The sequence below is a fragment of the Pandoraea commovens genome (genome assembly GCF_902459615.1).
Taxonomy (GTDB): Bacteria; Pseudomonadota; Gammaproteobacteria; order Burkholderiales; family Burkholderiaceae; genus Pandoraea; species Pandoraea commovens.
Window position 1 is genome coordinate 125,295 of record NZ_CABPSA010000008.1, and the last position, 20,354, is coordinate 145,648.

Annotated in this window: 17 protein-coding genes and 2 tRNA genes; 11 read left to right on the forward strand and 8 right to left on the reverse strand. The window is 61.7% G+C overall.

Going from position 1 to position 20,354, the window contains the following annotated elements:
• The first annotated feature begins 221 nt into the window (after positions 1-221).
• The 6 genes from PCO31010_RS20925 to msrA all read left to right on the forward strand — a co-directional run bounded on the left by PCO31010_RS20925 (position 222) and on the right by msrA (position 5,227).
• On the forward strand, positions 222-968 hold the full coding sequence (locus PCO31010_RS20925; protein ID WP_039396700.1) for an IclR family transcriptional regulator: 747 nt from the start codon (positions 222-224) through the stop codon (positions 966-968).
• Positions 969-1,007: 39 nt separating this feature from the next.
• Positions 1,008-1,745: a transporter substrate-binding domain-containing protein gene (locus PCO31010_RS20930; protein ID WP_150665973.1), complete on the forward strand. Its 738-nt coding sequence runs from the start codon at positions 1,008-1,010 to the stop codon at positions 1,743-1,745.
• Positions 1,746-1,882: 137 nt separating this feature from the next.
• Positions 1,883-2,551 (forward strand): amino acid ABC transporter permease, encoded by a 669-nt coding sequence (locus PCO31010_RS20935; RefSeq protein WP_150665974.1) that lies wholly within the window; start codon positions 1,883-1,885, stop codon positions 2,549-2,551.
• Positions 2,548-3,330, forward strand: coding sequence for an amino acid ABC transporter ATP-binding protein (locus tag PCO31010_RS20940; RefSeq protein WP_039396706.1), 783 nt, complete (start codon positions 2,548-2,550; stop codon positions 3,328-3,330). The genes PCO31010_RS20935 and PCO31010_RS20940 overlap by 4 nt, the downstream gene beginning before the upstream one ends.
• 96 nt (positions 3,331-3,426) lie before the next feature.
• On the forward strand, positions 3,427-4,383 hold the full coding sequence (gene hutG / locus PCO31010_RS20945) for a formimidoylglutamase (protein ID WP_150665975.1): 957 nt from the start codon (positions 3,427-3,429) through the stop codon (positions 4,381-4,383).
• Between the two features lie 271 nt (positions 4,384-4,654).
• A complete protein-coding gene (msrA, locus tag PCO31010_RS20950) occupies positions 4,655-5,227 on the forward strand; it encodes a peptide-methionine (S)-S-oxide reductase MsrA (RefSeq protein WP_150665976.1) in 573 nt (190 codons plus the stop codon).
• 23 nt (positions 5,228-5,250) lie between these two features.
• Here the strand turns inward: msrA and PCO31010_RS20955 are convergent, their stop codons facing one another.
• From PCO31010_RS20955 to PCO31010_RS20965, 3 genes are all read right to left on the reverse strand, one after another.
• Positions 5,251-6,303, reverse strand: a complete 1,053-nt coding sequence (locus PCO31010_RS20955; RefSeq protein ID WP_150665977.1) for a hypothetical protein — start codon at positions 6,301-6,303, stop codon at positions 5,251-5,253.
• Positions 6,304-6,386: 83 nt separating this feature from the next.
• A complete protein-coding gene (locus PCO31010_RS20960; protein WP_150665978.1) occupies positions 6,387-7,304 on the reverse strand; it encodes a hypothetical protein in 918 nt (305 codons plus the stop codon).
• A 129-nt stretch (positions 7,305-7,433) separates the two neighbouring features.
• Positions 7,434-7,784: a hypothetical protein gene (locus PCO31010_RS20965; RefSeq protein ID WP_150665979.1), complete on the reverse strand. Its 351-nt coding sequence runs from the start codon at positions 7,782-7,784 to the stop codon at positions 7,434-7,436.
• Positions 7,785-8,268: 484 nt separating this feature from the next.
• Between PCO31010_RS20965 and PCO31010_RS20970 the strand changes: the two genes are divergently transcribed.
• Both PCO31010_RS20970 and fabV read left to right on the forward strand, forming a co-directional pair.
• The gene (locus PCO31010_RS20970; protein ID WP_150666124.1) at positions 8,269-9,807 is read left to right on the forward strand and encodes an MFS transporter; all 1,539 of its coding nucleotides are present in this window, start codon (positions 8,269-8,271) and stop codon (positions 9,805-9,807) included.
• A gap of 201 nt (positions 9,808-10,008) precedes the next feature.
• Complete coding sequence (gene fabV, locus PCO31010_RS20975) at positions 10,009-11,202, forward strand: enoyl-ACP reductase FabV (protein ID WP_150665980.1); 1,194 nt, start codon at positions 10,009-10,011, stop codon at positions 11,200-11,202.
• Positions 11,203-11,269: 67 nt separating this feature from the next.
• On the opposite strand, the gene PCO31010_RS20980 is transcribed toward fabV, so the two are convergent.
• From PCO31010_RS20980 to PCO31010_RS20995, 4 genes are all read right to left on the reverse strand, one after another.
• Positions 11,270-12,499 (reverse strand): DUF72 domain-containing protein, encoded by a 1,230-nt coding sequence (locus PCO31010_RS20980; protein WP_425495026.1) that lies wholly within the window; start codon positions 12,497-12,499, stop codon positions 11,270-11,272.
• On the reverse strand, positions 12,421-13,641 hold the full coding sequence (locus PCO31010_RS20985) for an SAM-dependent methyltransferase (protein WP_150665982.1): 1,221 nt from the start codon (positions 13,639-13,641) through the stop codon (positions 12,421-12,423). The genes PCO31010_RS20980 and PCO31010_RS20985 overlap by 79 nt, the downstream gene beginning before the upstream one ends.
• Positions 13,642-13,756: 115 nt before the next feature.
• Positions 13,757-14,404: a pyridoxamine 5'-phosphate oxidase gene (gene pdxH, locus PCO31010_RS20990; protein ID WP_150665983.1), complete on the reverse strand. Its 648-nt coding sequence runs from the start codon at positions 14,402-14,404 to the stop codon at positions 13,757-13,759.
• Positions 14,405-14,701: 297 nt separating this feature from the next.
• Entirely contained in the window at positions 14,702-16,810 is a 2,109-nt protein-coding gene (locus PCO31010_RS20995; protein WP_246184708.1) for an AsmA family protein, read from the reverse strand.
• Between PCO31010_RS20995 and tcdA the strand changes: the two genes are divergently transcribed.
• Positions 16,809-17,645 carry a tRNA cyclic N6-threonylcarbamoyladenosine(37) synthase TcdA gene (tcdA, locus tag PCO31010_RS21000; protein ID WP_150665984.1) on the forward strand — a complete coding sequence of 279 codons (837 nt, stop codon included), beginning with the start codon at positions 16,809-16,811 and terminating at the stop codon, positions 17,643-17,645. The two genes, PCO31010_RS20995 and tcdA, sit on opposite strands and share 2 nt — an antisense overlap.
• A 255-nt stretch (positions 17,646-17,900) precedes the next feature.
• On the opposite strand, the gene PCO31010_RS21005 is transcribed toward tcdA, so the two are convergent.
• Positions 17,901-19,553, reverse strand: coding sequence for an AMP-binding protein (locus PCO31010_RS21005; RefSeq protein ID WP_150665985.1), 1,653 nt, complete (start codon positions 19,551-19,553; stop codon positions 17,901-17,903).
• A gap of 409 nt (positions 19,554-19,962) precedes the next feature.
• Between PCO31010_RS21005 and PCO31010_RS21010 the strand changes: the two genes are divergently transcribed.
• A tRNA-Arg gene (locus PCO31010_RS21010) sits at positions 19,963-20,039 on the forward strand.
• 148 nt (positions 20,040-20,187) lie between these two features.
• A tRNA-Arg gene (locus PCO31010_RS21015) sits at positions 20,188-20,264 on the forward strand.
• Positions 20,265-20,354: the final 90 nt, after the last annotated feature.

Sequence of the window (20,354 nt, forward strand, 5' to 3'; positions counted from 1 at the left end):
TTAAAAGCGCCGGATGCCTTGTCACACAAAGGCTCCGGCGTTTTTTTACGATGAGCTTCCGCGATGCATAAGGGAAAGTCCCTATGCGTAATCTCCCAATTTGTTACCATCCGCTGAGAATTGCATTTTTTACTTTGGGAATTGCATCGCAAGATAGCGCCCATGTCGTCATCGGCGGCACAGCCTGCTGATTTTTTTGCTTTCTTTGGTTTTTGAAGACGATGGACACCACCGAAGCTCATTCGGTCTCCGAGCGCGTACTGCAAGTCCTTGTGACTGTGGCGCGTCATGGACGCCCGATCGCGGCACGCGAGATCGCCGCGCAAACGAGCCTGCCGCTCTCTACGGTTTACCGCCACCTCGTTCCGCTCAAGAAGTGGGGGCTGGTACAAGAGCACGCCCATGAGGCGCTCTACGAACCGGGTCCGGTCGGCGTGCAATTGGCGTGGGGTTTCGACCACAACTCGCATCTTGTGACTCAGGCACGTGAAGAGATCGACGCCCTCGTGCAGCGCACCGGGGAGACGGTCGGTCTGCTCGTCGCCGCCAACGGTCAGGTCGTCTGCCTCGACATGCATGAGAGCGAGCAATCGCTGCGTTGCTCGTTCGCGAAAGGCCGCGCGCACCCGCTGGTGCACGGCGCTTCGGCCAAGGCCTTGCTCTCCTTCCTGCCCCAGACCACCCGCGAGAATCTGATTGGCCGTCAACTGGCCGGCCAGCCGGTCGCGCAAGAGCGTCTTGCCGCGCAGATCGAAGAGATTCGCAAGCAACGGTATGCCGTGTCGGAGAGCGAAGTAGATTTCGGCGTCTGGGGTGTGTCGGCCCCGGTCTTTGCCGCGAAGGAACGTCTGGAGGGCACCATCACGCTGATGGCGCCGGCCGTACGTGTGGCGCAGCGCCACGAAGAGCTGATCCGCCTCACGGTGGCGGCAGCCGAGCGTATTTCGAATCGATTGCAGTACTTTTAACCGGTTTTTCCGAACCGAGACTACACGAAGGAGTACCAGATGAAATTGCGTCACATCCTGTTCACGATGGCGCTGGCCGTCACCTGCTCGAGCAAGGTCTTCGCTGCTGACGACGTGCTGCGTGTTGCCACCGACGCCACGTTCCCCCCGTTTGAATATGTGGAAAACGGCAAGCGCACCGGCTTCGACGTCGAAATGATCGAAGCGCTGGGCAAGGCCATGGGCAAGAAGGTCGAGTGGACGGATATCGACTTCAAGGGTCTGATCCCGGCCGTGCTGTCCAAGCGTGTCGACGTGGCGGCTTCGGCCATCTACATCACCGACGAACGCCTGAAGGCCGTGAACTTCACGCACCCGTACTACACCGGCGGTCTGGCCATCATGGTCAAGGCTGACAACACCAGCATCAAGGAACCGGCCGATCTGAACGGCAAGAAGGTCTCGGTGCAGGTCGGTACGAAGTCGGTGCAGTTCCTGACGGAAAACTACCCGAAGGTCTCGCGCGTGGAAGTCGAGAAGAACGACCAGATGTTCGAACTCGTGAAGATCGGCCGTGCCGATGCCGCTGTGACGGGCAAGCCGGCAGCGCTGCTGTACGCAAAGGCCAACCCGAGCGTCAAGGTGCTCGACAAGACTCTGACCGTCGAGCGTTATGGCTTCGCGCTGCGCAAGGACGACAAGGCGCTGACCGAAGAAATGAACAAGGCGCTGGAAAAGGTGCGTGCTGACGGCACCTACGCCGCGCTGGTGACGAAGTACTTCGGCAGCTCGAAGTAAGTCGCATCATTCGAGAGTTAGTCGCATCACGTATTACCTAAGCAATACCGGGCGGGCTGGCCGTCACCTGAGTTGGGGTGACGTCGCCCGCCCAAGTAATAAAGCAATAGCGCAGCAGAGCAACTGACGGAGTACGCATGGAACTCGATTTTTCGCCGGTGTGGGCAAACTGGACGGACCTGGCGCGTGGCGCGCTGGTGACCGTCGAAGTCACCGCCTGCGCCCTGGCCCTGGGCTGTGTCCTGGGTTTGCTGGTCGGCATGGGCCGACTCAATCCGGCCAACCGCATTCGCTACGGCATCTGTACCGCTTACGTCACGTTCATTCGTGGCACGCCGCTGCTGGTGCAGCTCTTCATCCTGTTCTTTGGTCTGCCTCAGTTCGATATTCTGCTGCCGGCGTTTGTGTGCGGCGTGCTGGGTCTGGGCATCTATAGCGGTGCTTACGTCTCGGAAATCGTGCGTGGCGCCATCCAGTCGATCGAGCGCGGTCAGATGGAAGCCGCCCGCTCGCTCGGCATGCCTTACGGTCAGGCCATGCGCTCGGTGATTCTGCCGCAGGCAGTGGTGCGCATGATCCCGCCGCTGGGCAACGAATTCATCGCACTGATCAAGAACTCCGCCCTTGTCTCGCTGCTCACGATTCATGACGTGATGCACGAAGGTCAGAAGATCATCAGCGTGTCGTATCGCTCGCTGGAAGTGTATCTGGCAATTGCCTTTGTTTATCTGATTCTGACCGGTGTCACGACGCTGTTGCTGCAGCGCGCCGAGAAGTCCCTGCGTGCCGGAGGTGCCGTGCAATGAGCGAAGTGAAGACAACCAACGGCGCCCCGATCCTCAAGATCGAAGGGCTGGGCAAGGCTTACGGCAGCCATCAGGTGCTCAAGGGCATCGACTTCGAAGTGCAGCCGCGTCAGGTCGTCGTGGTCATCGGCCCGAGCGGTTCGGGCAAGAGCACGTTCCTGCGTTGCTGCAACGGTTTGGAAACGGCCGAGCAGGGCACCATCGAGATCGTCGGCAAGAAGCTCGTCGATCACGGCAAGATGATGGGCGAGAACGCACTGAACCATCTGCGCACGGAAGTGGGCATGGTGTTCCAGTCGTTCAACCTGTTCCCGCATCTGACGGTGCTCGATAACGTGACGCTCGCACCGCGCAAGCTGCGCGGCATGAAGAGCGCCGACGCAGAAAAGCTCGCGCGTGAACTGCTCACCAAAGTGGGTCTCTCTGCGAAGGCGGACGTCTACCCGGGCACGCTGTCCGGTGGCCAGAAGCAGCGCGTGGCGATTGCCCGCGCGCTCGCCATGCAGCCGCAGGTCATGCTGTTCGACGAACCGACGTCGGCACTCGATCCGGAACTGGTCGGCGAAGTGCTGCAAGTCATGAAAGCGCTCGCGAACGACGGGATGACGATGCTCGTCGTCACGCACGAAATGGGCTTCGCCCGCGAAGTCGCCGACGTGGTGGTCGTGATGGATCAGGGCCGCATCATCGAAGCCGGCTCGCCGGAGCAGATTTTCACCGCGCCGCGCGAAGCGCGTACGCGTGAATTCCTGCAAGCGGTCATTTCGCGTTCGGCGTAAGACATTCGGTGGCACCGGCAGTACCGGTGCAAGTCGATGTCCCTCGACGCAAAGCGCAGAGTAATTCGGTAACGAGCAGGCAAGGCAGGAAAACGTATGACAATCGATCGAGCGGTCTGGCAAGGCCGTGTGGATACCGGCGAAACAGGCCACACACTGCGTTTGCATCAGGTGCTGCGCGACTACGATGCTTGCGAAGCATCGGAAGTGGCGGGCGGCGCAGTGGTGCTGGGTTTTTGCAGTGACGAAGGCGTGCGCCGTAATCATGGACGTCAGGGCGCAGTGGCCGGTCCGGACATGCTGCGCCGGGCACTGGCGAGCCTGCCCGTGCAGGGCACGCCGTCCGTGTTCGACGGCGGCAATATCGTGTGTGCCGACGAACGGCTCGAAGCGGCGCAAGCCGCGTTGGGCCACCGCGTCGCCGAAGTATTGGCGGCGGGCGCGCGTCCGGTGGTGCTGGGCGGCGGACACGAGATCGCTTACGGCACGTTCCTTGGCGTGGCGGAACACTACGGTGACCGTCTGCGCGACGAGCCGATTCTGATTCTCAACTTCGACGCCCACTTCGATCTGCGCGCACAGCCCACGGCCAGCTCCGGCACGCCGTTCTGGCAGATCTCGCAGTTGCTGGCGGGCCGTCAGGCGCCGTTCCACTATGCGTGTCTCGGTGTGAGCCGTTACAGCAACACCGACGCGCTGTTCGAGCGCGCCACCGCGTTGAACGTCGACTACTGGCTCGACTCGACGATGCTTGCGCACCGCCTGCCGGAAATGTGCGACCAGTTGGAGAAGAAGCTGGCGAAGGTGAGCCACGTCTATCTGACCATCGACATGGACGTGCTGCCCGGCGAGAAGGCCCCGGGCGTGTCGGCACCGGCAGCGCACGGTGTGGCGTTCGAAGTGGTGGAAGCGCTCATCGGCGTGGTGCGTCGTTCGGGCAAGCTGCGCGTGGCGGACATCGCCGAGTACAACCCGACGTACGACCGCGACGGCCTCACGGCACGTGTCGGTGCGCGTCTGCTGCACCCGCTGATCACACAGTTGCAGGGCTGAGCGACTGGGTTAAACGGGCAGTTGGGCGAACGGGCCAAGCGAGCGGGTTAAGTGCGGGCAAGCGAGCCGGGCAAGCGAACGAATGAGCGACGTAGGTGTGCTGCGCTACGCGCCGCGCAATGCCTAAGGTTATTTGCGCCGTTCGCGGGACTTCTGCGCGACAATAGGGCGGGCGATCGAGAGTTCGATCGCCCGCCCTATTTGTTTGGTGCACTGCGGCATGCCAGTCCGACGCAAGTGCGCGCAATCGCAGTCGACAAGCGAGGTCAAGATGACAGAGCAGACGAACTCCCCGAGCGATACCCGTACCGAAGTCGCCACGCTGGCCGGTGGCTGTTTCTGGTGTCTCGAAGCCTGCTATCAACAACTGGACGGCGTGAAGTCTGTCGTCTCGGGTTATGAAGGCGGCCATGTCGACAATCCCACGTACGAACAGGTGTGCGAAGGCGACACGGGCCACGCGGAAGTGGTGCAGGTGACCTACGACCCGGACGTCGTCACGTACGAAGAAATCCTGATCGTCTTCTTCCAGATCCACGACCCGACCACGCTCAACCGCCAGGGCAACGATGTCGGCACGCAATATCGCTCGGCGATCTTCTATCACAACGACGCACAGAAGACGGCGGCCGAACATCTCATTGCGGAGCTGATGGCGGAGATGACGTATCAGCATCCCATCGTCACCGAGGTTGTCGCGACGCAGACGTTCTGGCCCGCCGAGGCGTACCACCAGAACTACTTCCGCCAGCATCCCGACCAGGGCTACTGCGCCTACGTCGTTGCGCCGAAGCTCAAGAAATTCCGCGAGAAGTTCGCCCGCCGGTTGAAGTCGGCGGCGTAAGTCGCGAGACAACACGAAGTCGCTCACAGGATCGTGCAGTTGTAGAGCGGGTCGTGCTCACGCGACAGCGGATAAGGCGGATACGGAGGACGAGGCGGCGGACTACTGTTCGCTGCCTTACGACGCGCGCGCTGTGCGTCCGGCCCTGCCGAAAGCGGAATCCGGCCCCACGCACTGCCGCTACTGCTTCGTAAGGGCGGTGGTTCTTTGCCCTGCCGACATCGTTCGAGATGCCCGACGAAGGTGGTGATACGGTATTGCTGGTGCCGCGCATTTCTCAGACGTTGATCCAGTGGCACATCAGGCTTTGCCACGGCAGCCGCGATTGCCGCTGCCTCCGATTTGAAGGGGGCCTTGAGTTGTACGGATGACGGAAAGGCCGTGCGCCTCATGGCTTCAAGCGGTTGAAGGGCTTCATCCGCTTCAAACGAATTAACCCCCGCTGCGCCGTAATGGAAGTCGAGAATGCGTCGGTGGTCGCGCAGGACTTCCGCTGCGTGTGGGCTGTCGTTGTCGAGGTAGGACAGTTCACGCGCGCCTGCCTCATGTAACGCGCTATCCGCCGGCGTATCGACGTCCGCAAGATCGGGTAGCTCGCTTCGCCCGATGGCCACGATCTGTGCGCCCACGTCATAACGTAGCGCTTCCAACGTGCCCGGCAGATATTGCGGCTCGTCACGGAGCAACGAGGGCAGTCCCAACGATTTCAACCTCGCTTCGAGTAACGCCGCGCCGCCCTCCGGATGCAGCGCCAGCGCGGTCGCAACCGAATGCCGAAGCTCCGCATTGCGCGCATAGCGTCGTGACGGACATCCCTCCTTGGGCGTGACTAACGCTGCGAGCACGTTGTGCATGTAGTCGTCCAAATGCACGCCCTGACACGGCGTTTCCGTCGGGATGGCCTGACTTTTCCTTGCCAACGACGCCGTGCGAATAGCGTGCCCTTCAGGAAGACGATTCCTGATGCTGGTGAACTGTGACGCCGGATGGGCGTTGCCGGGTGCCTCACCCGCCTGGATTTGCCAGTTCGACAATTGTGGCCAGTAACCCGGAAGCGGTTGTGACGGTGCGGGCATGAAGTCCTCTCTCAAAGTCTGTCGTTGCTGTAGTCACGCCATCGCCCCGGCGGGGCGCGGCGCTCGCGAGATCGTGCGAAGCATCAGAGAATGACGCAGGCGGGACCGGTTTGCATCGTGTCGAGCGGTGAGACGGGATACACGCGCAATCGGCTTGCCAGGATGGAACGGGAAGGGCGCTCGAGGCGTCGGCAACGCGTGAGGTGCGCAGTGAAATCCGAGAGATGTGTTTCGTCTTGCGCAGCGTTGATATAGCCCGTCGGAGGTAGCGCCGTGTGGCCTCGCATGCCCGCGGCCCGATAGTGGAAGTCGAGGATCGACGCATGGTCCTCTCTGACCAGCGGGGCGATGGGGTCACCTTTGCGAAGATGGGCCAACTCGCATTCGCCTGCAAAACGAAATGCTGCCGCCTTGCTGTAGGGGTCGGTCTGCGGGAGTTTGAATCGCCCAAGACGAATGGCGTTTGCCCCAACGTCATAACGCATCGCACCGAGCGTGCCGGGTAAATACTTCGGATCGTCGTCACGCAACAGCGAGGGGAACCCCAGCGCCTCAATTCGTTTAGCCACGCTCACCCCTTCGCCATCCGGGTGAAGTGCCAGCATTTCGGCAAGTTCTGCGCGAAGCGCAGCATTGCTCGCGAACGTTCGAGGCGCGCATTCGCCGCGGGGCGTGATGAACCCGGCGAGGGCATCCGCGAGGTATTTGTCGACCGGTGTCGGTTGGCATCCGAAAACGCGTCGAGTCGATTTGACGAATGCGTCGCCCTGATCCGCTGACGATTCCCTGTCGATGACCGGGGCAATGTCTCTGACCACCTGCGTTTCGATCGCGGTCGACGGGATGGCGGGGAAGTCGCCATTGGACGTGGCCGAAACAACGTTTCTGACCGCTTGTATCTCGATGGCGGTCGACGGGATGACGAACTCGGCGTTAGACGTGGCCGACGCAGCGTTTGCGCGGGCCTGCGCAAGCGAGGCCCCAAATGTGAGAAACGGCATGGTCAAAGCTCCCTGAGCGTGGATACATCGTGGAGGAAGATGTGACGGCACGAGGAGGAACCTCGTGACTTGTGCAAACGCCAACATCGCGTCGTGTCCGCCTGCGGACCCCTCAAGCGTCTACCGCATCTACCCGGCGACGCTTGCCGCGCCACCTGTCACCGAAGCAAACAGGATCAGACACGGTTCGCCCACGTCTGCCGCATGTCCATAGGCAGCGTCGAAGTGATCGAAGTAGAACGCTTCGGCCGGGCTGGGTACTTGCTGCGTGACGATGGCGAACTGGTGGTGATCGAAACGAATATCGAGATAGGTGAGGCTTGCGTAAAACCAGACGACATATCCGGCATACGGCAATGTCGCGGGAAGTTCCGGAAGTGCGGCCGTTGTCTGAGCCGCCTCCTGTGCGTCAGCCGATGTCTCGCCGCGTTGTGCGTTCAGCCAGCGTCGGTAATCTTCGCGCGCAGGGCGATGTTTCATGGGCGTATCTCCAGAAAAGTGACGACGACGCTTTCCGAAGCGTCGAGCGATGGTGCGGCCGTTGTTAAGGCGCGGTTTTGGCGAATGCGCCGGGAATTGACGCATTTGCTGCGGTGCGCGCCCGGTCAGGACACATCGATGATGCCCGCCAGCAGGTGGCGTGGGGTTGTGGGGCGTCCGAAAGGGGGATCGGACAACGCCCAGATTTGAAGGGGGGGCAGGGGCAATGCGAGTCGTGAATCGGACTTTGGTTGAATTTATTGTTGATATTCGTTGAATTTATTTCGTCGTCAACTTTGCAACAGAAGAAGAGGCAGGGGATCGACGCAGAACAAGACATACCGGGGGCTTTCGGCCGGAAATGCGCGCTATGCATAACCGTTCATATATTCATTATTTTTCGCATAAAATGGCGGCTTCCCTCCATGAAGTCTTCAGGTAGTTTGCCGTGCGCCCCCTGCCTTTCCGCGATGCGTTGATGGCCATGATCGGCATCGCGCTCGTCAACATGCTGGTCGCCCTCGACCAGACCGTCGTCAGTACAGCACTTCCCTCCATCGTCGCCGAGCTCAAGGGTTTCGAGTATTACGCCTGGATTGCGAGCATTTACTTGCTGGCTTCCGTCGTGACCGTGCCGGTATTTGGGCGGCTCGGCGATTACTTCGGTCGACGCAAGTTCGTTATCGCGTCGGTGCTGACGTTCACGTTCGCCTCGCTGCTTTGCGGCCTCGCCCCCAACATGCCGTTCCTCGTGTTCGCGCGCGGCCTGCAAGGCATTGGCGGCGGCATGATGGTCGGCACGGCGTTTGCGTCCGTTCCGGACCTCTTTCCGGACGCCCGTTCGCGCGTGCGCTGGCAGGTGGTGATCACTACGGCCTACGGCATCGGTACGGCGGCTGGCCCGTCGCTGGGCGGTCTGCTCTCCGAGCATTTCGGCTGGCGGTCCACCTTCTTCGTCAACCTGCCGGTGGGACTGGCGGCGCTCTACTTCGTATGGCGCTATCTGCCGAAATTCCCCCCAGCCCATAAGGGTGACGTTCGCGTCGACTGGCGTGGTGCGCTTTGGATCGCGGTGGTGCTGGGCGGCTTTCAGGTGTTTATCGAGAGCGTGCCCGAGCACGGCGCGTCACTCGTCAACCTCGCGCTGATCGCGGCTGTTGCTATCGGTTTCTGGGCGTTGCTGCGCACCGAACGGCGCGCGACGCATCCAATCGTGCCGCTCGACATGTTCAGGCACCCGCAGCTCGTGGTGCTGTTCACGCTCTCCGTACTGATCGGCTTTGTGATGTATTCGCTGATCTTCTTCGCGCCGCTGTTGTTGCAGGGTGGCTTCGGCCTCAGCCCGCAGGCCGCTGGGCTGATCGCGACGCCGATTGCGGCGTGCATTGCGCTGGGTAGCTTTATCAATACGCCGGTGGTCGTCCGTCTCGCTCGGCCGACGAACATGCTGGTCATCGGCTTTTGCCTGCTGGCGGTCGCTGCGGCGGGCGTAGGGCTGGCGCACAACACCACGCCGCACGGCCTGCTCGCGTTGGCGATGGCCTGCGCGGGCATCGGTATCGGTTTCATCCTGAACAACATGAACGTGTTCGGGCAGGAGATCGCCGGGCGCGAGCGCTTTGGCATCACGACCGCGCTGCTGCAATCGACGCGCATGGTCGGCGGCATGCTGGGCACGACCATCGTCGGTACGCTGGTCAATCACTGGTACGCGCGCGGTGTGGCGGGTGCCGTGACGAGCTACGACGGCACGCCCGCAGCCCACGCCGTGGCGCGCGCCCTCGATCCGCGCATCCTGATCGATCCGGCGTTGCGCGCGGATTTGCTGACGGACCTTCGTGCCATGGGCATCGACGGCCTGCCGCTGGTCGAAACGGCACGTCAGACGCTGGTGAACGCTGTGCACGCCGGTGTGCTGCTCACGGGCGTGGCCGCGATCGTGGCGGCCTTGCTGGTGCGCCGCATTCGTCAGATTCAGTTCCCCAAGCGGGTCGACCGTACGGTCGTCGTTGCACCGGAATAGCACCGGAATAGCACCGGAATCATCCGAATATCGTTCGGCGCTGTCCGACCGGACATTGCCGAACGGCGGAAAGTGGCCGGAAATCACGCCGCAGGCCGGGCAAAAGCGGTCTCAAACTGCCGGGCCCGGCCCGACCTCGTTTACAATGCGCGGTGTTTGCCGGGTGAGCCGGCATCACCGAATTTTGTGAACGAGGTTTCCATGATCATCAAGCCACGCGTGCGCGGCTTCATCTGCGTCACCACCCATCCCGTCGGCTGCGAAGCCAACGTCAAGCAACAGATCGAGTACGTGAAGGCGCAAGGCCCGATCGCGAACGGCCCGAAGAAGGTGCTCGTGATCGGCGCGTCGACCGGCTACGGTCTGGCCGCACGGATTACCGCCGCTTTCGGCAGCAACGCCGACACGCTGGGCGTGTTCTTCGAGCGCGCGGGCAGCGAGACCAAGCCGGCCACGCCGGGCTGGTACAACACCGCCGCCTTCGACAAGTTCGCCACCGAAAAGGGCCTCTACGCGAAGAGCATCAACGGCGACGCCTTCTCCAAGGAAATCAAGGCCAAGACCATCGAGACGATCAAGAACGATCTCGGTCAGGTCGATCTGGTCGTGTATAGCCTGGCCGCGCCGCGCCGCACGCATCCGGAAACGGGGCAGGTGTTCAACTCGGTGCTCAAGCCGGTCGGCAAGTCGGTGACGCTGCGCGGCATCGATACGGACAAGGAAGTCGTGAAGGAGTCGGTGTTCGAACCGGCCTCGCAGGAAGAAATCGAGAACACGGTCGCCGTCATGGGCGGCGAAGACTGGCAGATGTGGATGGACGCGCTGGCTGAGGCCGGTGTGCTCGCCCCGGGCGCCAAGACGACTGCCTTTACGTATCTCGGCGAGAAGATCACGCACGACATCTACTGGAACGGCTCCATTGGCGCGGCCAAGAAGGATCTGGACGAGAAGGTGCTGGGCATTCGTGCGAAGCTTGCCCCGAGCGGTGGCGATGCGCGTGTTGCCGTGCTCAAGGCACTCGTCACGCAAGCCAGCTCGGCGATCCCGATGATGCCGCTGTATCTGTCGCTGCTGTTCAAGGTCATGAAGGCCAAGGGCACGCACGAAGGTTGCATCGAACAGATCTACGGTCTGTACAAGGACAGCCTGTACAACGCTTCGCCGTTGCTCGACGAAGAAGGGCGCGTGCGCACCGACCAGAAGGAACTGTCGCCGGAAGTGCAGGGCGAAGTCTCGGCGCTGTGGGATAAGGTGACGAACGAGAATCTGTACGAACTGACGGACTTCGCGGGTTACAAGCACGAGTTCCTGCGTCTGTTCGGCTTCGAGATCGAAGGTGTGGACTACGACGCCGACGTGAATCCGGACGTCGCGATTCCGCACCTCGTCGCGTAAGCGCTTCAAGCACTTCAAGCACTTCGCGTTCGAATGACGATGGCCTGAGCCCGGCGTAACTGCCGGGTCAGGCCATTGTTGTTTCCGGCGTCTGCGACAACTCGGAAATGCGCTCGGCCAGCGCCTTGCACGACAACGGCGACGAGCCTTCGGCCTTGTTGTTGACAATGACGTAGACGGGGTGCCCGGCCATTGCATAGTGCGTGGCCAATGCGGCGAGCACGTCGCGCGTGGTCGGATCGGGATCGACGATTTTGTCGAACGGCGCGTACTTCGCTTTCGCCTGCTCGTACTTGTGGCCGCTGTTCAGATTCCAGCGCACGACAAGCGGCCCTGCACCCATCTCGTCAAGCAATGCCAGTGCAGCGGCCTGACGCTCCACATGCGGCATGCGCGCGTGCAGACCGATGCAGTAACGCACACCCAGTTGCCCCAGCGTGCGCATGAGACGCGGCGTCAGCAGTGCGCCGTCGCGAATCTCCAGTGCGTAGCACGGGCCGGGCGCCGTCGTTCCGTCGGGCAGCGCCTCGCCTTGCGGTAACGGCGGGAGGGCGGAGAAAAACGTCTCGAGGCGTTGAATCAACGTGGGGATGTCGCGAAGAAGCTCCATCGGCAGCGGCGACACCTGAAACACCAGCACACCGGCCTTCGGACCCAGCCCCGCGAGACACGGTGCTACGAACTGTTCGGCGGCGATGCGCGCGTCGAGAAAACACGGATTCGCGCTGAGACCTTCGCCTTTTTCCCCTCGTACAACGGCATCTGTCACGACACTCGGCGCTTTGACCAGAAACCGAAAATCCTTCGGAACCTGCTCGGCGTACTTCTGGTACTCGACGATTGACATCGGCTTGTAGAACGACCGGTCGATGCCGACGCAACGCAGCACGGGATGGCTGGCGTAGGCGGTGAGTCCCTGACGCGAGAGTTTGGTGTCGCTGTAATCGTCGTCCCAGACGATGCCTTTCCAGCCCGGGAACGACCACGACGAAGTGCCAAGACGGATATTGCCGGGCAGTTGTTCGCCCAGCGTTTGCACTTCAGGGGGGAGGTTGGCCGCGCCGACGGCGTTACGAGACGGACGCCGCCCGCCCTCGGACGACCCCGCAGAGGCGCGGGCTGCGGGCGAGGTGGAAGCGGCAGACTTGCCGTCGACCTGCCCGGCACGTCCGCCTGGCGGCGGGTCGTCAGGCGGCGTGCCGAACAGATCGATCTGACTCATTGCTTGTTGCGATTCTCGTACATGTAACGGCGTGACCACGGAAGCTGCTTCGCCGATTGTCCTGCCTTGCGGCACACGACCTGATAGATCGAGACGTGATCGTGCTCGAACGCATAGGCGCATCCCGCAAGATACACGCGCCAGACACGGAAGCGTTCTTCCCCAGCCAGCTCGCGCAGACGCGGCGCGTTCGCTTCGAAGCGCTCCGACCACAGCGTAAGCGTTTGGGCGTAGTGACGGCGCAGACTTTCCACGTCGCTCGCCTCCAGTCCGCCGCGCTGCATCGACTCCAGCGCCAGGCTGATGTGCGGCAGCTCGCCGTTCGGGAACACGTACTTGTCGATGAACTCGCCGCCGCCCATCGCCGTCTCGCCGCTATCGGGATCCGTCGACGTGATGCCGTGGTTCATGGCGACGCCATCGTCCTTAAGCAGGGAAGCCATCTTCGCGAAGTAGTCCTTCAGATTCTTGCGCCCGACGTGCTCGAACATGCCCACGCTCGTGATCCGGTCGAACTGACCTTCCACGTCGCGGTAATCCTGAATGCGGATCTCGATCTTGTCTTCCAGACCGAGCTTTTTGACGCGCTCTGTCGCCAGTGCGAACTGATTTTCCGAGAGCGTCACGCCGAGACACTTCGCTCCGAACTTCTGTGCGGCGCGAATTACCAGTGCGCCCCAGCCACAGCCGATGTCGAGCAGTGTCTGGCCGGGTTGGAGTCCGATCTTCGTGAGGATGTGATCGATCTTCTTCTCTTGCGCCGTGTCGAGGTCTTCGTCGCCATTTTCGAAATAGGCACACGAATAGACCATGTTCTTGTCCAGCCAGAGCTGGTAGAACTCGTTCGACACGTCGTAGTGGAACTCGATCGAGCGCTTGTCGGACTTCTTGGTGTGATTGAAGTGACGCACGGCACGCTCAAGCGGACCGATGGTCGTCAGACTGCTGCCCGCGAGCGCGTAGCTCATGTCGATGACGTCGGCCAGTCGGCCTTCGACATCGATCTCACCCTTCACATACGCCTCGCCGAGATTGTCGAGGCTTGGACTCAGTAGACGCGTCATGGCCGCAGGGCCATTGATGCGCAACGTTACGCTGGGGTTGTCGAAGGCACCAAAATCGTAATGCTGACCGTTCCAAAGCGCGAGGCGTATGGGCAGGTTCGAAGAGGTCTTGACGCCGCTGACCCAGTTTTCGAGTTTTTTCTCCCACAACATGGATGTGCTCCAAGTGTCACCAAAAAAACTTTCATCCGTACCGTCGGCACGGTGACGTCTCCTCGTCAAACGGGCGGGCAGGCGTACCGCGTCGGCGTAGCCGACACAACAACGTTCAGGGGGACAGGCGCGCGACGCGCCACGCTCCATCGGCAAGCCGGAAAAATTTGATGCGATCGTGCAGGCGCGATTCGCGGCCCTGCCAGAACTCGATGGTTTCCGGCACGAGCCGGTATCCACCCCAGTGCGGCGGGCGCGGCGGGGCGTCGCCGAACTGGCGCCGGAACTCCGCTTCGCGTTGCTCGATGATGGTTCGGTCGGCGACTTCGGCGCTTTGCACCGAGGCCCAGGCGCCCAGGCGGGAACCCACCGGGCGCGAGTGGTAATAAGCGTCGCTTTCTTCTGCGCTCACTTTCTCGACGCGTCCCTCGATACGCACCTGACGCTCAAGCTCGATCCAGTGAAACAGCAGACAACCGTAAGGCGTAGCTGCCAGTTCCTGACCCTTGCGCGAATCGTAATTCGTGAAGAACGTGAACCCGCGTTCGTCGGCGCCCTTGATCAGCACGATCCGTGCATCGGGGCGGCCATCCGGCGTGACGGTGGCGAGCGTCATGGCATTCGGCTCGGCCAGTTGGGCGGCGAGCGCTTGCTCAAACCAGAGTCGGAATTGGTCGAACGGGCTGGACGCGACGTCGGTCTCCGAAAGTGAGCCGAGGGCGTAGTTTTTGCGCAGGTCCGCGAGAGAAAGCGTCTGGGTCACGACGATCGTAATCGGTCTGGTGCGTTGGGGGTTGCGACACAGTATAGCGAAGAGTTAGGGAAATTGCGCACGTGGCGATTTGTCGCATCGCGCGCGCAACGATCCGCCGAATGCCCCGTGGAACGGGCATCTCGCGCTATGTGCTTGATATTTAATGAGTGAAGTATTTCCGTCCGGGGCCGCACCCTGTCCCGAAAATCACCCCGAAAGGCGGCGGCAAATCCATCACGTTGGCATGGGCATTGCTTCGCATTGTGTGTGCCGTTGGCCGTGCGACGCCCATGCAACGCGAATCGGTCAGGGCTTCTCGCTGAGGGTAGCGGCCGACGGTGACGACTGCGGGGCGCGCCCCCGGCCACCGGGCTTACCGCCGGAGGCGTTGCCCGATCCGGTGCCGGTGCCGGTGCCATTGGCGTCGGGCACCGATTTGACGTTGGCGGGGTTGCGGCTCGGCGGATGTTGCAGCTTGGCCAGCAGTTCGCCGCAAGGGCTGTCCTTGCCGGGGCCGAGTTCGAGCAACGGAATGAGCGCGGTGTACGGGGCGAGCACGCCCAGCGCAATCGCGCCGCCCGCGCGGGCCACCAGTGTCGGCACGTTCACTCCCACGTCCGGATGCTTGAAGGTGCCGCGCACATACAGCGGCGAGCGCAACGACAGCAGGCCGAAGTGCTTCGGCTCGGGCCGGATCGTCAGGTTGAAGTGTTCTCGCTTGAGGTCGACCTGACCCGTCACCCCAATGCTCGTATCGTCGGTGTCGATCACGAAGGTGCGGGCGTCCATCAGGCCGTCGCGCACGGCAAAGTCGGCGGCGGCGCAGCGCATTTCGATCTGCTTGTCGCCGAAGAGCTTCGTCAGCACGATGTTGCCGACGTTAAGCCCCATGTATTGCAGCAGCAGCTTGCTGACCGAGCCTCGGTCGATGAGCGTCTTGATCTCGCCGTTCGACGAACCCGCCAGCGCCGCAATCGAGTTGCCGGTGGCGGTCAGTGCCGCGTCGCCGTTCACTTCGCCGACACTCGTCTTCATCAGATCGACATCGGGCAGCAACTGCTTCATCTTCAGATGGCGCAGCGAGACCTGCGAATCCACCTTCATCGGTTCGGCCTGTCCGTTGAGGACGAGCGTCGATGTGATGCGCCCGCCTGCTACGCCGAATTCCAGCGGACGTAGCGAGAGCACGCCGTCGTCCAGCGCGAGGTGCGTGACGAGGTTGTCGATCGGCAGGCTCTTGTCCTTGATGATCTTGCGGCCGGTGAATTGCACGTCCGCATCGATGGCGCGCCAGCGGTCCGTCTTGAACGGATCGACCGGCAGCACCTTGTCGGACGGCGGCGCTTTCGGCTTGCCCGACAGGTCGCTGCCGCCCGACGGATTCTGTCCGCCGATGGCGGGCCCCAGATCGACCAGACGCAATTGATTCGACACGACCGCGCCTTGCAGAATGTTGCGCGGCTGGCGTTGACGGAACACGAGCGTGCCCGAGAGATCGCTCTGGCCGACCTTGCCCTGGAAGCGCTCGTAGCGCCAGACACCCGCCGTGTGCAGCAGGTGCCCGTTGGTCTCGTAGGACGGCGTCTCCGGCAGCAGCACGCCGGTGATCGGATACAGGTCGGCCATGGTCGGCCCGGCCAGACGTAGATGCATGTCGAGCGCCGAGAGGGTGGCCGGATTCGTGAACGTGCCCTTGGCAGCAATCTGCGTGCGGCCGATGCGCACGCTCGCGTCGAGCGGATAGGGCTCGCCCGAGTCTTCGAGCGAGAGGACGTCGCCACCTCGGGCCTTACCGGTGACAGCGACCTTGCGGAACGTGCCTTTCAGGGCGACGCCGATGCCGTACGGCGCCTGACCGTCGATGGTCGCGATGTTGGCCGTCAGATCGAGTTGTTGCGGCACGAGGTTGGCGCGTACTACGCCGTCTTCGAGGATCAGACGTCCGATGCGGAATTTCCATGGCGATGGCTGGCCGTCGCCCTTCGTGAAGGTCCAGTTATTGCGCCCGTCCGCCAACTGCTCGATGACGACCTTCGGCGCGGACAGCGCCACTTCGGGGAGGACGACGCGCTTGTCGAGCAGCGGCAGCCACTCCAGCGAGAACGTGAGTCGGCCGACGGAGACCATGTTCGGCTCCTGACTCCACGCAACGTTGCCTAACACGATATCATTCGCGATCAGGCGAGGCCGTGGTAGCCAGCGCCCCAAACCCGGGGCCTGCGCATTCGGGGCCAGCCAGTGCAGCGAGAGGTCGCCCCGGATGGCAAACGGGCGGCCCGTCGCGGTGCTCACCTCCCGGTTAATAAAGGGCCGGGCGTAGTTCCAGTCAAACCACGTGATGAACGCCGCGAATGCCAGCACGATGGCGACTATCGTGATCGCCAGCCATTTCAAGGACGTTACCCATCGCATCATGAACAGTACCCCGTCGATCGTTGTAGCTCCGGTGCCTGCCACGCCATCGGAGAAGGATTATGACGCGAACCGCCGTTTCGGCGGCCTCGCGCGCTTGTACGGTGACGACGGTCTCGCGCGTCTGCGTGAAGCCCACGTGGCCGTCATCGGTATCGGCGGCGTTGGCTCGTGGGTGGCCGAAGCGCTGGCGCGCAGCGCCGTGGGCCGACTCACGCTTATCGATCTCGATAACGTCGCCGAAAGCAATACCAATCGTCAGGTGCACGCACTCGACGGCAACTACGGCAAACCGAAAGTTGCCGCGATGGCCGAACGGATCATGGCCATCAATCCTGGTTGCCAGCTTACGCTCGTCGAGGACTTCGTCGAACTGGAAAATCTCGACGCCATGTTGGGCGGCGGCTTCGACTGGGTAGTCGACGCCATCGACAGCGTTCGGGTGAAGACGGCGCTCATCGCATGGTGCGTGGCGCATAAGCAGCGTCTGATCACCGTAGGCGGTGCGGGCGGTCAGATCGATCCGACACGGATTCGCATCGACGATCTCGCCCGCACGATCCAGGACCCGCTGCTTGCGAAAGTGCGTGCGCAATTACGCAAGCAACATGGATTTGTCCGTGGTCCGAAAGCCAAGTTCAACGTGCCGGCCGTGTACTCGGACGAGCCGTTGCAATATCCGGACGCCGTGTGCGCGCCGGGCGAAACACCCGATGCTGCTGCGGGACCGCAGGGCCTGAATTGCGCCGGTTTCGGTTCGAGCATGTGTGTCACAGCGACGTTTGGCATGGCAGCCGCAGCTCACGTTTTAAAGCTGGTGACGAAGGTCGGACGTTGAAATAGGCTCGGTGCGGGCACTCACGTGCCCGAGATTTTCCCAAGCCCCGCGCGTGGCGTCTGTAACCAAAAGTTACGAAACGGTGCCGGGCGATGGATGACCGCTGACTGGCTTGTAGGAAATACCTCTCGATCAGTCTCTCGATATCCAAAACAACAACGGCCGGAGAATCTCCGGCCGTTGTTGTTCGTAGCACGTTGTTTCGTTGTGCATAACGAATCAACGTGAATGCGGCACTGCCGCAATGAAAGCGTCTTAACGCAACTCGCGACGCAGCACCTTACCGACGGGCGTCTTCGGCAGTTCGGTTCGGAACTCGATGACGTGCGGCACCTTGTAGTTCGTCAGATGCTGACGGCAGAAGTCGATGATGGCCTTCTCCGACAGGTCCTGCGACTTCTTGACGATCACCGCCTTGACTGCTTCACCGGTCCGCTCGCTCGGCACCCCCACGACCGCCGATTCCAGCACGCCCGGGCACATCGCGAGCACGCTTTCGACTTCGTTCGGATAGACGTTGAAGCCCGACACGATGATCATGTCCTTCTTGCGATCGGTAATGCGCACGTAGCCTTGTTCGTCGATCGTGCCGATGTCGCCGGTGCGTAGCCAGCCGTCCGGCGTAATGGTCTTGGCCGTCTCGTCGGGGCGATGCCAGTAGCCCTTCATCACTTGCGGGCCGCGCACACAGATCTCGCCTTCCTGGCCGAAGCCCAGCGCTTCGTTCGCATCGTTGCGAATGCTGACTTCGGTCGATGAAATCGGCAGACCGATGGAACCGTTGAACTCGCTGCCGAGCGGGTTGATACACACGGCGGGCGATGTCTCCGTCAACCCGTACGCTTCGATCAGCGGGTGCCCGGTGACCTTCTGCCAACGTTCGGCCACCGCGCGCTGCACGGCCGCGCCACCGCCCAGTGCGCATTTGAGCGCGGTGAAGTCGAGCTGATCGAACCCCGGCGTGTTGAGCAAACCGTTGAAGAGCGTATTCACGCCCGTCATGAACGTGAACTTCCACTTGCCCAATTCCTTCACGAAGCCGGGCATGTCGCGCGGGTTGGTGATGAGCAGATTGAGTGCGCCGAGCTGGAGGAACACCAGGCAGTTCGCCGTCAGACAGAAGATGTGATACAGCGGCAACGCCGTGACGATGATCTCCTTGCCTTCTTCAAGACCCGAGCCGATCCACGCGCGTGCCTGCAACATGTTGGCGATCATGTTGTAGTGCGTGAGCATCGCGCCCTTGGCCACACCTGTCGTGCCGCCGGTGTACTGGAGGAAGGCGATGTCGTCGTGACCGAGCTGCGCTTCGTTCAACTTGGCGCGTGCGCCTTGTGCCATGGCGGTGCGAAAGGGCACGGCGTGCGGAATGTTCCACTCGGGCACCATCTTCTTTACGTGACGCACGACGTAGTTCACGATCCAGCGCTTAGGCGCGGGCACCATATCGCCGATGGCCGTGGTAATGACGTGCTTGACCGGCGTATTCGGCAACGCCTTTTGCAACGTGGCGGCGAAGTTCTCGATCACGAGGATCGCGCCGCAATCCGCGTCCTTCAATTGATGTTCAAGTTCACCCGCCGTATAGAGCGGGTTGACGTTCACGACGACCATGCCCGCGCGCAGGATGCCGAACACGGCGACCGGATACTGGAGCAGGTTCGGCGACATGATGGCCACGCGCGACCCGCGTTGCAATCCGGGCAGGCTTTGCAGATACGCGGCGAAATCGCGTGACTTGCGCTCGAGGTCGGCGAACGTCAGCGTGACACCGAGATTGGTGAACGACGGACGATTCGCGAACTTCTGGCAGCTTTGCAGGAACACATCGTTCAGCGAACGATACGTGTTGACGTCGATCTCGGCCGGTACGCCGGGCGGATAGCTTTTGAGCCAGACTTTATCCATGAGCGCCTCCTTGGACTGGTTTTTATCGCATCTGGCGCGCCGGGGGAAGTACCAGTGAAAAAGTACAGGGCGACCGATGCATCGTTTCATCGCATGTCGTGTGGGGGTGCGAGCGGGGCGTCTCCTTGCCCGATTCTGCCTCGCGTGCGCAGCGGGTGCGCCATTCGATGCGTTGCAAAAAGCCGTAGCATACCGTGCCGTCTCCGGCGCGAGCACATGGAAAGCCCTGATTTGATGCGGGTTTGCGTGGAGTAATTGTTCTAGCGGCAAAGGCTTGCCAGTGAGGGGGATTCCGCGCTAATCCCGCATGAATTGCCCGATGCGGCGAGAAAACTGGGGATATGACAAAAGAATTGCAAAAAACACTTGCGTGGTGAGTTGGTTTCTTACATAATTCTGTTCTCACAGCGCGGCTGTAGCTCAGTTGGATAGAGTACTTGGCTACGAACCAAGGGGTCGTGGGTTCGAATCCTGCCAGCCGCGCCATCAATTTCGAGGGTCTCCTCACGGGGAGACCCTTAGTTTTTCGGGAGAGTCCTTCCGTTGATACACCGAGTGTCATGCACCGGTCAGTATCGATGAAAGGCAAGCCGACAGCAGCAGGATCGTCTGATCGGTGTCTCGTGCAGTAAGTGCGGCTGTAGCTCAGTTGGATAGAGTACTTGGCTACGAACCAAGGGGTCGTGGGTTCGAATCCTGCCAGCCGCGCCAACTCAGTTGGCAAAAACGCTCCAGAGGCGAAAGCTTCTGGAGCGTTTTTCGTTTACGTTTCGTTTTCCACATCCGCAGCGTGTGACGGCA

Bases quoted from the DNA above. Each gene is read 5' to 3' on its own strand.
- PCO31010_RS20925 (WP_039396700.1), top strand. From the start codon at position 222: ATGGACACCACCGAAGCTCATTCGGTCTCCGAGCGCGTACTGCAAGTC.
- PCO31010_RS20930 (WP_150665973.1), top strand. From the start codon at position 1,008: ATGAAATTGCGTCACATCCTGTTCACGATGGCGCTGGCCGTCACCTGC.
- PCO31010_RS20935 (WP_150665974.1), top strand. From the start codon at position 1,883: ATGGAACTCGATTTTTCGCCGGTGTGGGCAAACTGGACGGACCTGGCG.
- PCO31010_RS20940 (WP_039396706.1), top strand. From the start codon at position 2,548: ATGAGCGAAGTGAAGACAACCAACGGCGCCCCGATCCTCAAGATCGAA.
- hutG (WP_150665975.1), top strand. From the start codon at position 3,427: ATGACAATCGATCGAGCGGTCTGGCAAGGCCGTGTGGATACCGGCGAA.
- msrA (WP_150665976.1), top strand. From the start codon at position 4,655: ATGACAGAGCAGACGAACTCCCCGAGCGATACCCGTACCGAAGTCGCC.
- PCO31010_RS20955 (WP_150665977.1), bottom strand. From the start codon at position 6,303: ATGCCCGCACCGTCACAACCGCTTCCGGGTTACTGGCCACAATTGTCG.
- PCO31010_RS20960 (WP_150665978.1), bottom strand. From the start codon at position 7,304: ATGCCGTTTCTCACATTTGGGGCCTCGCTTGCGCAGGCCCGCGCAAAC.
- PCO31010_RS20965 (WP_150665979.1), bottom strand. From the start codon at position 7,784: ATGAAACATCGCCCTGCGCGCGAAGATTACCGACGCTGGCTGAACGCA.
- PCO31010_RS20970 (WP_150666124.1), top strand. From the start codon at position 8,269: ATGATCGGCATCGCGCTCGTCAACATGCTGGTCGCCCTCGACCAGACC.
- fabV (WP_150665980.1), top strand. From the start codon at position 10,009: ATGATCATCAAGCCACGCGTGCGCGGCTTCATCTGCGTCACCACCCAT.
- PCO31010_RS20985 (WP_150665982.1), bottom strand. From the start codon at position 13,641: ATGTTGTGGGAGAAAAAACTCGAAAACTGGGTCAGCGGCGTCAAGACC.
- tcdA (WP_150665984.1), top strand. From the start codon at position 16,809: ATGAACAGTACCCCGTCGATCGTTGTAGCTCCGGTGCCTGCCACGCCA.
- PCO31010_RS20995 (WP_246184708.1), bottom strand. From the start codon at position 16,810: ATGATGCGATGGGTAACGTCCTTGAAATGGCTGGCGATCACGATAGTC.
- PCO31010_RS21005 (WP_150665985.1), bottom strand. From the start codon at position 19,553: ATGGATAAAGTCTGGCTCAAAAGCTATCCGCCCGGCGTACCGGCCGAG.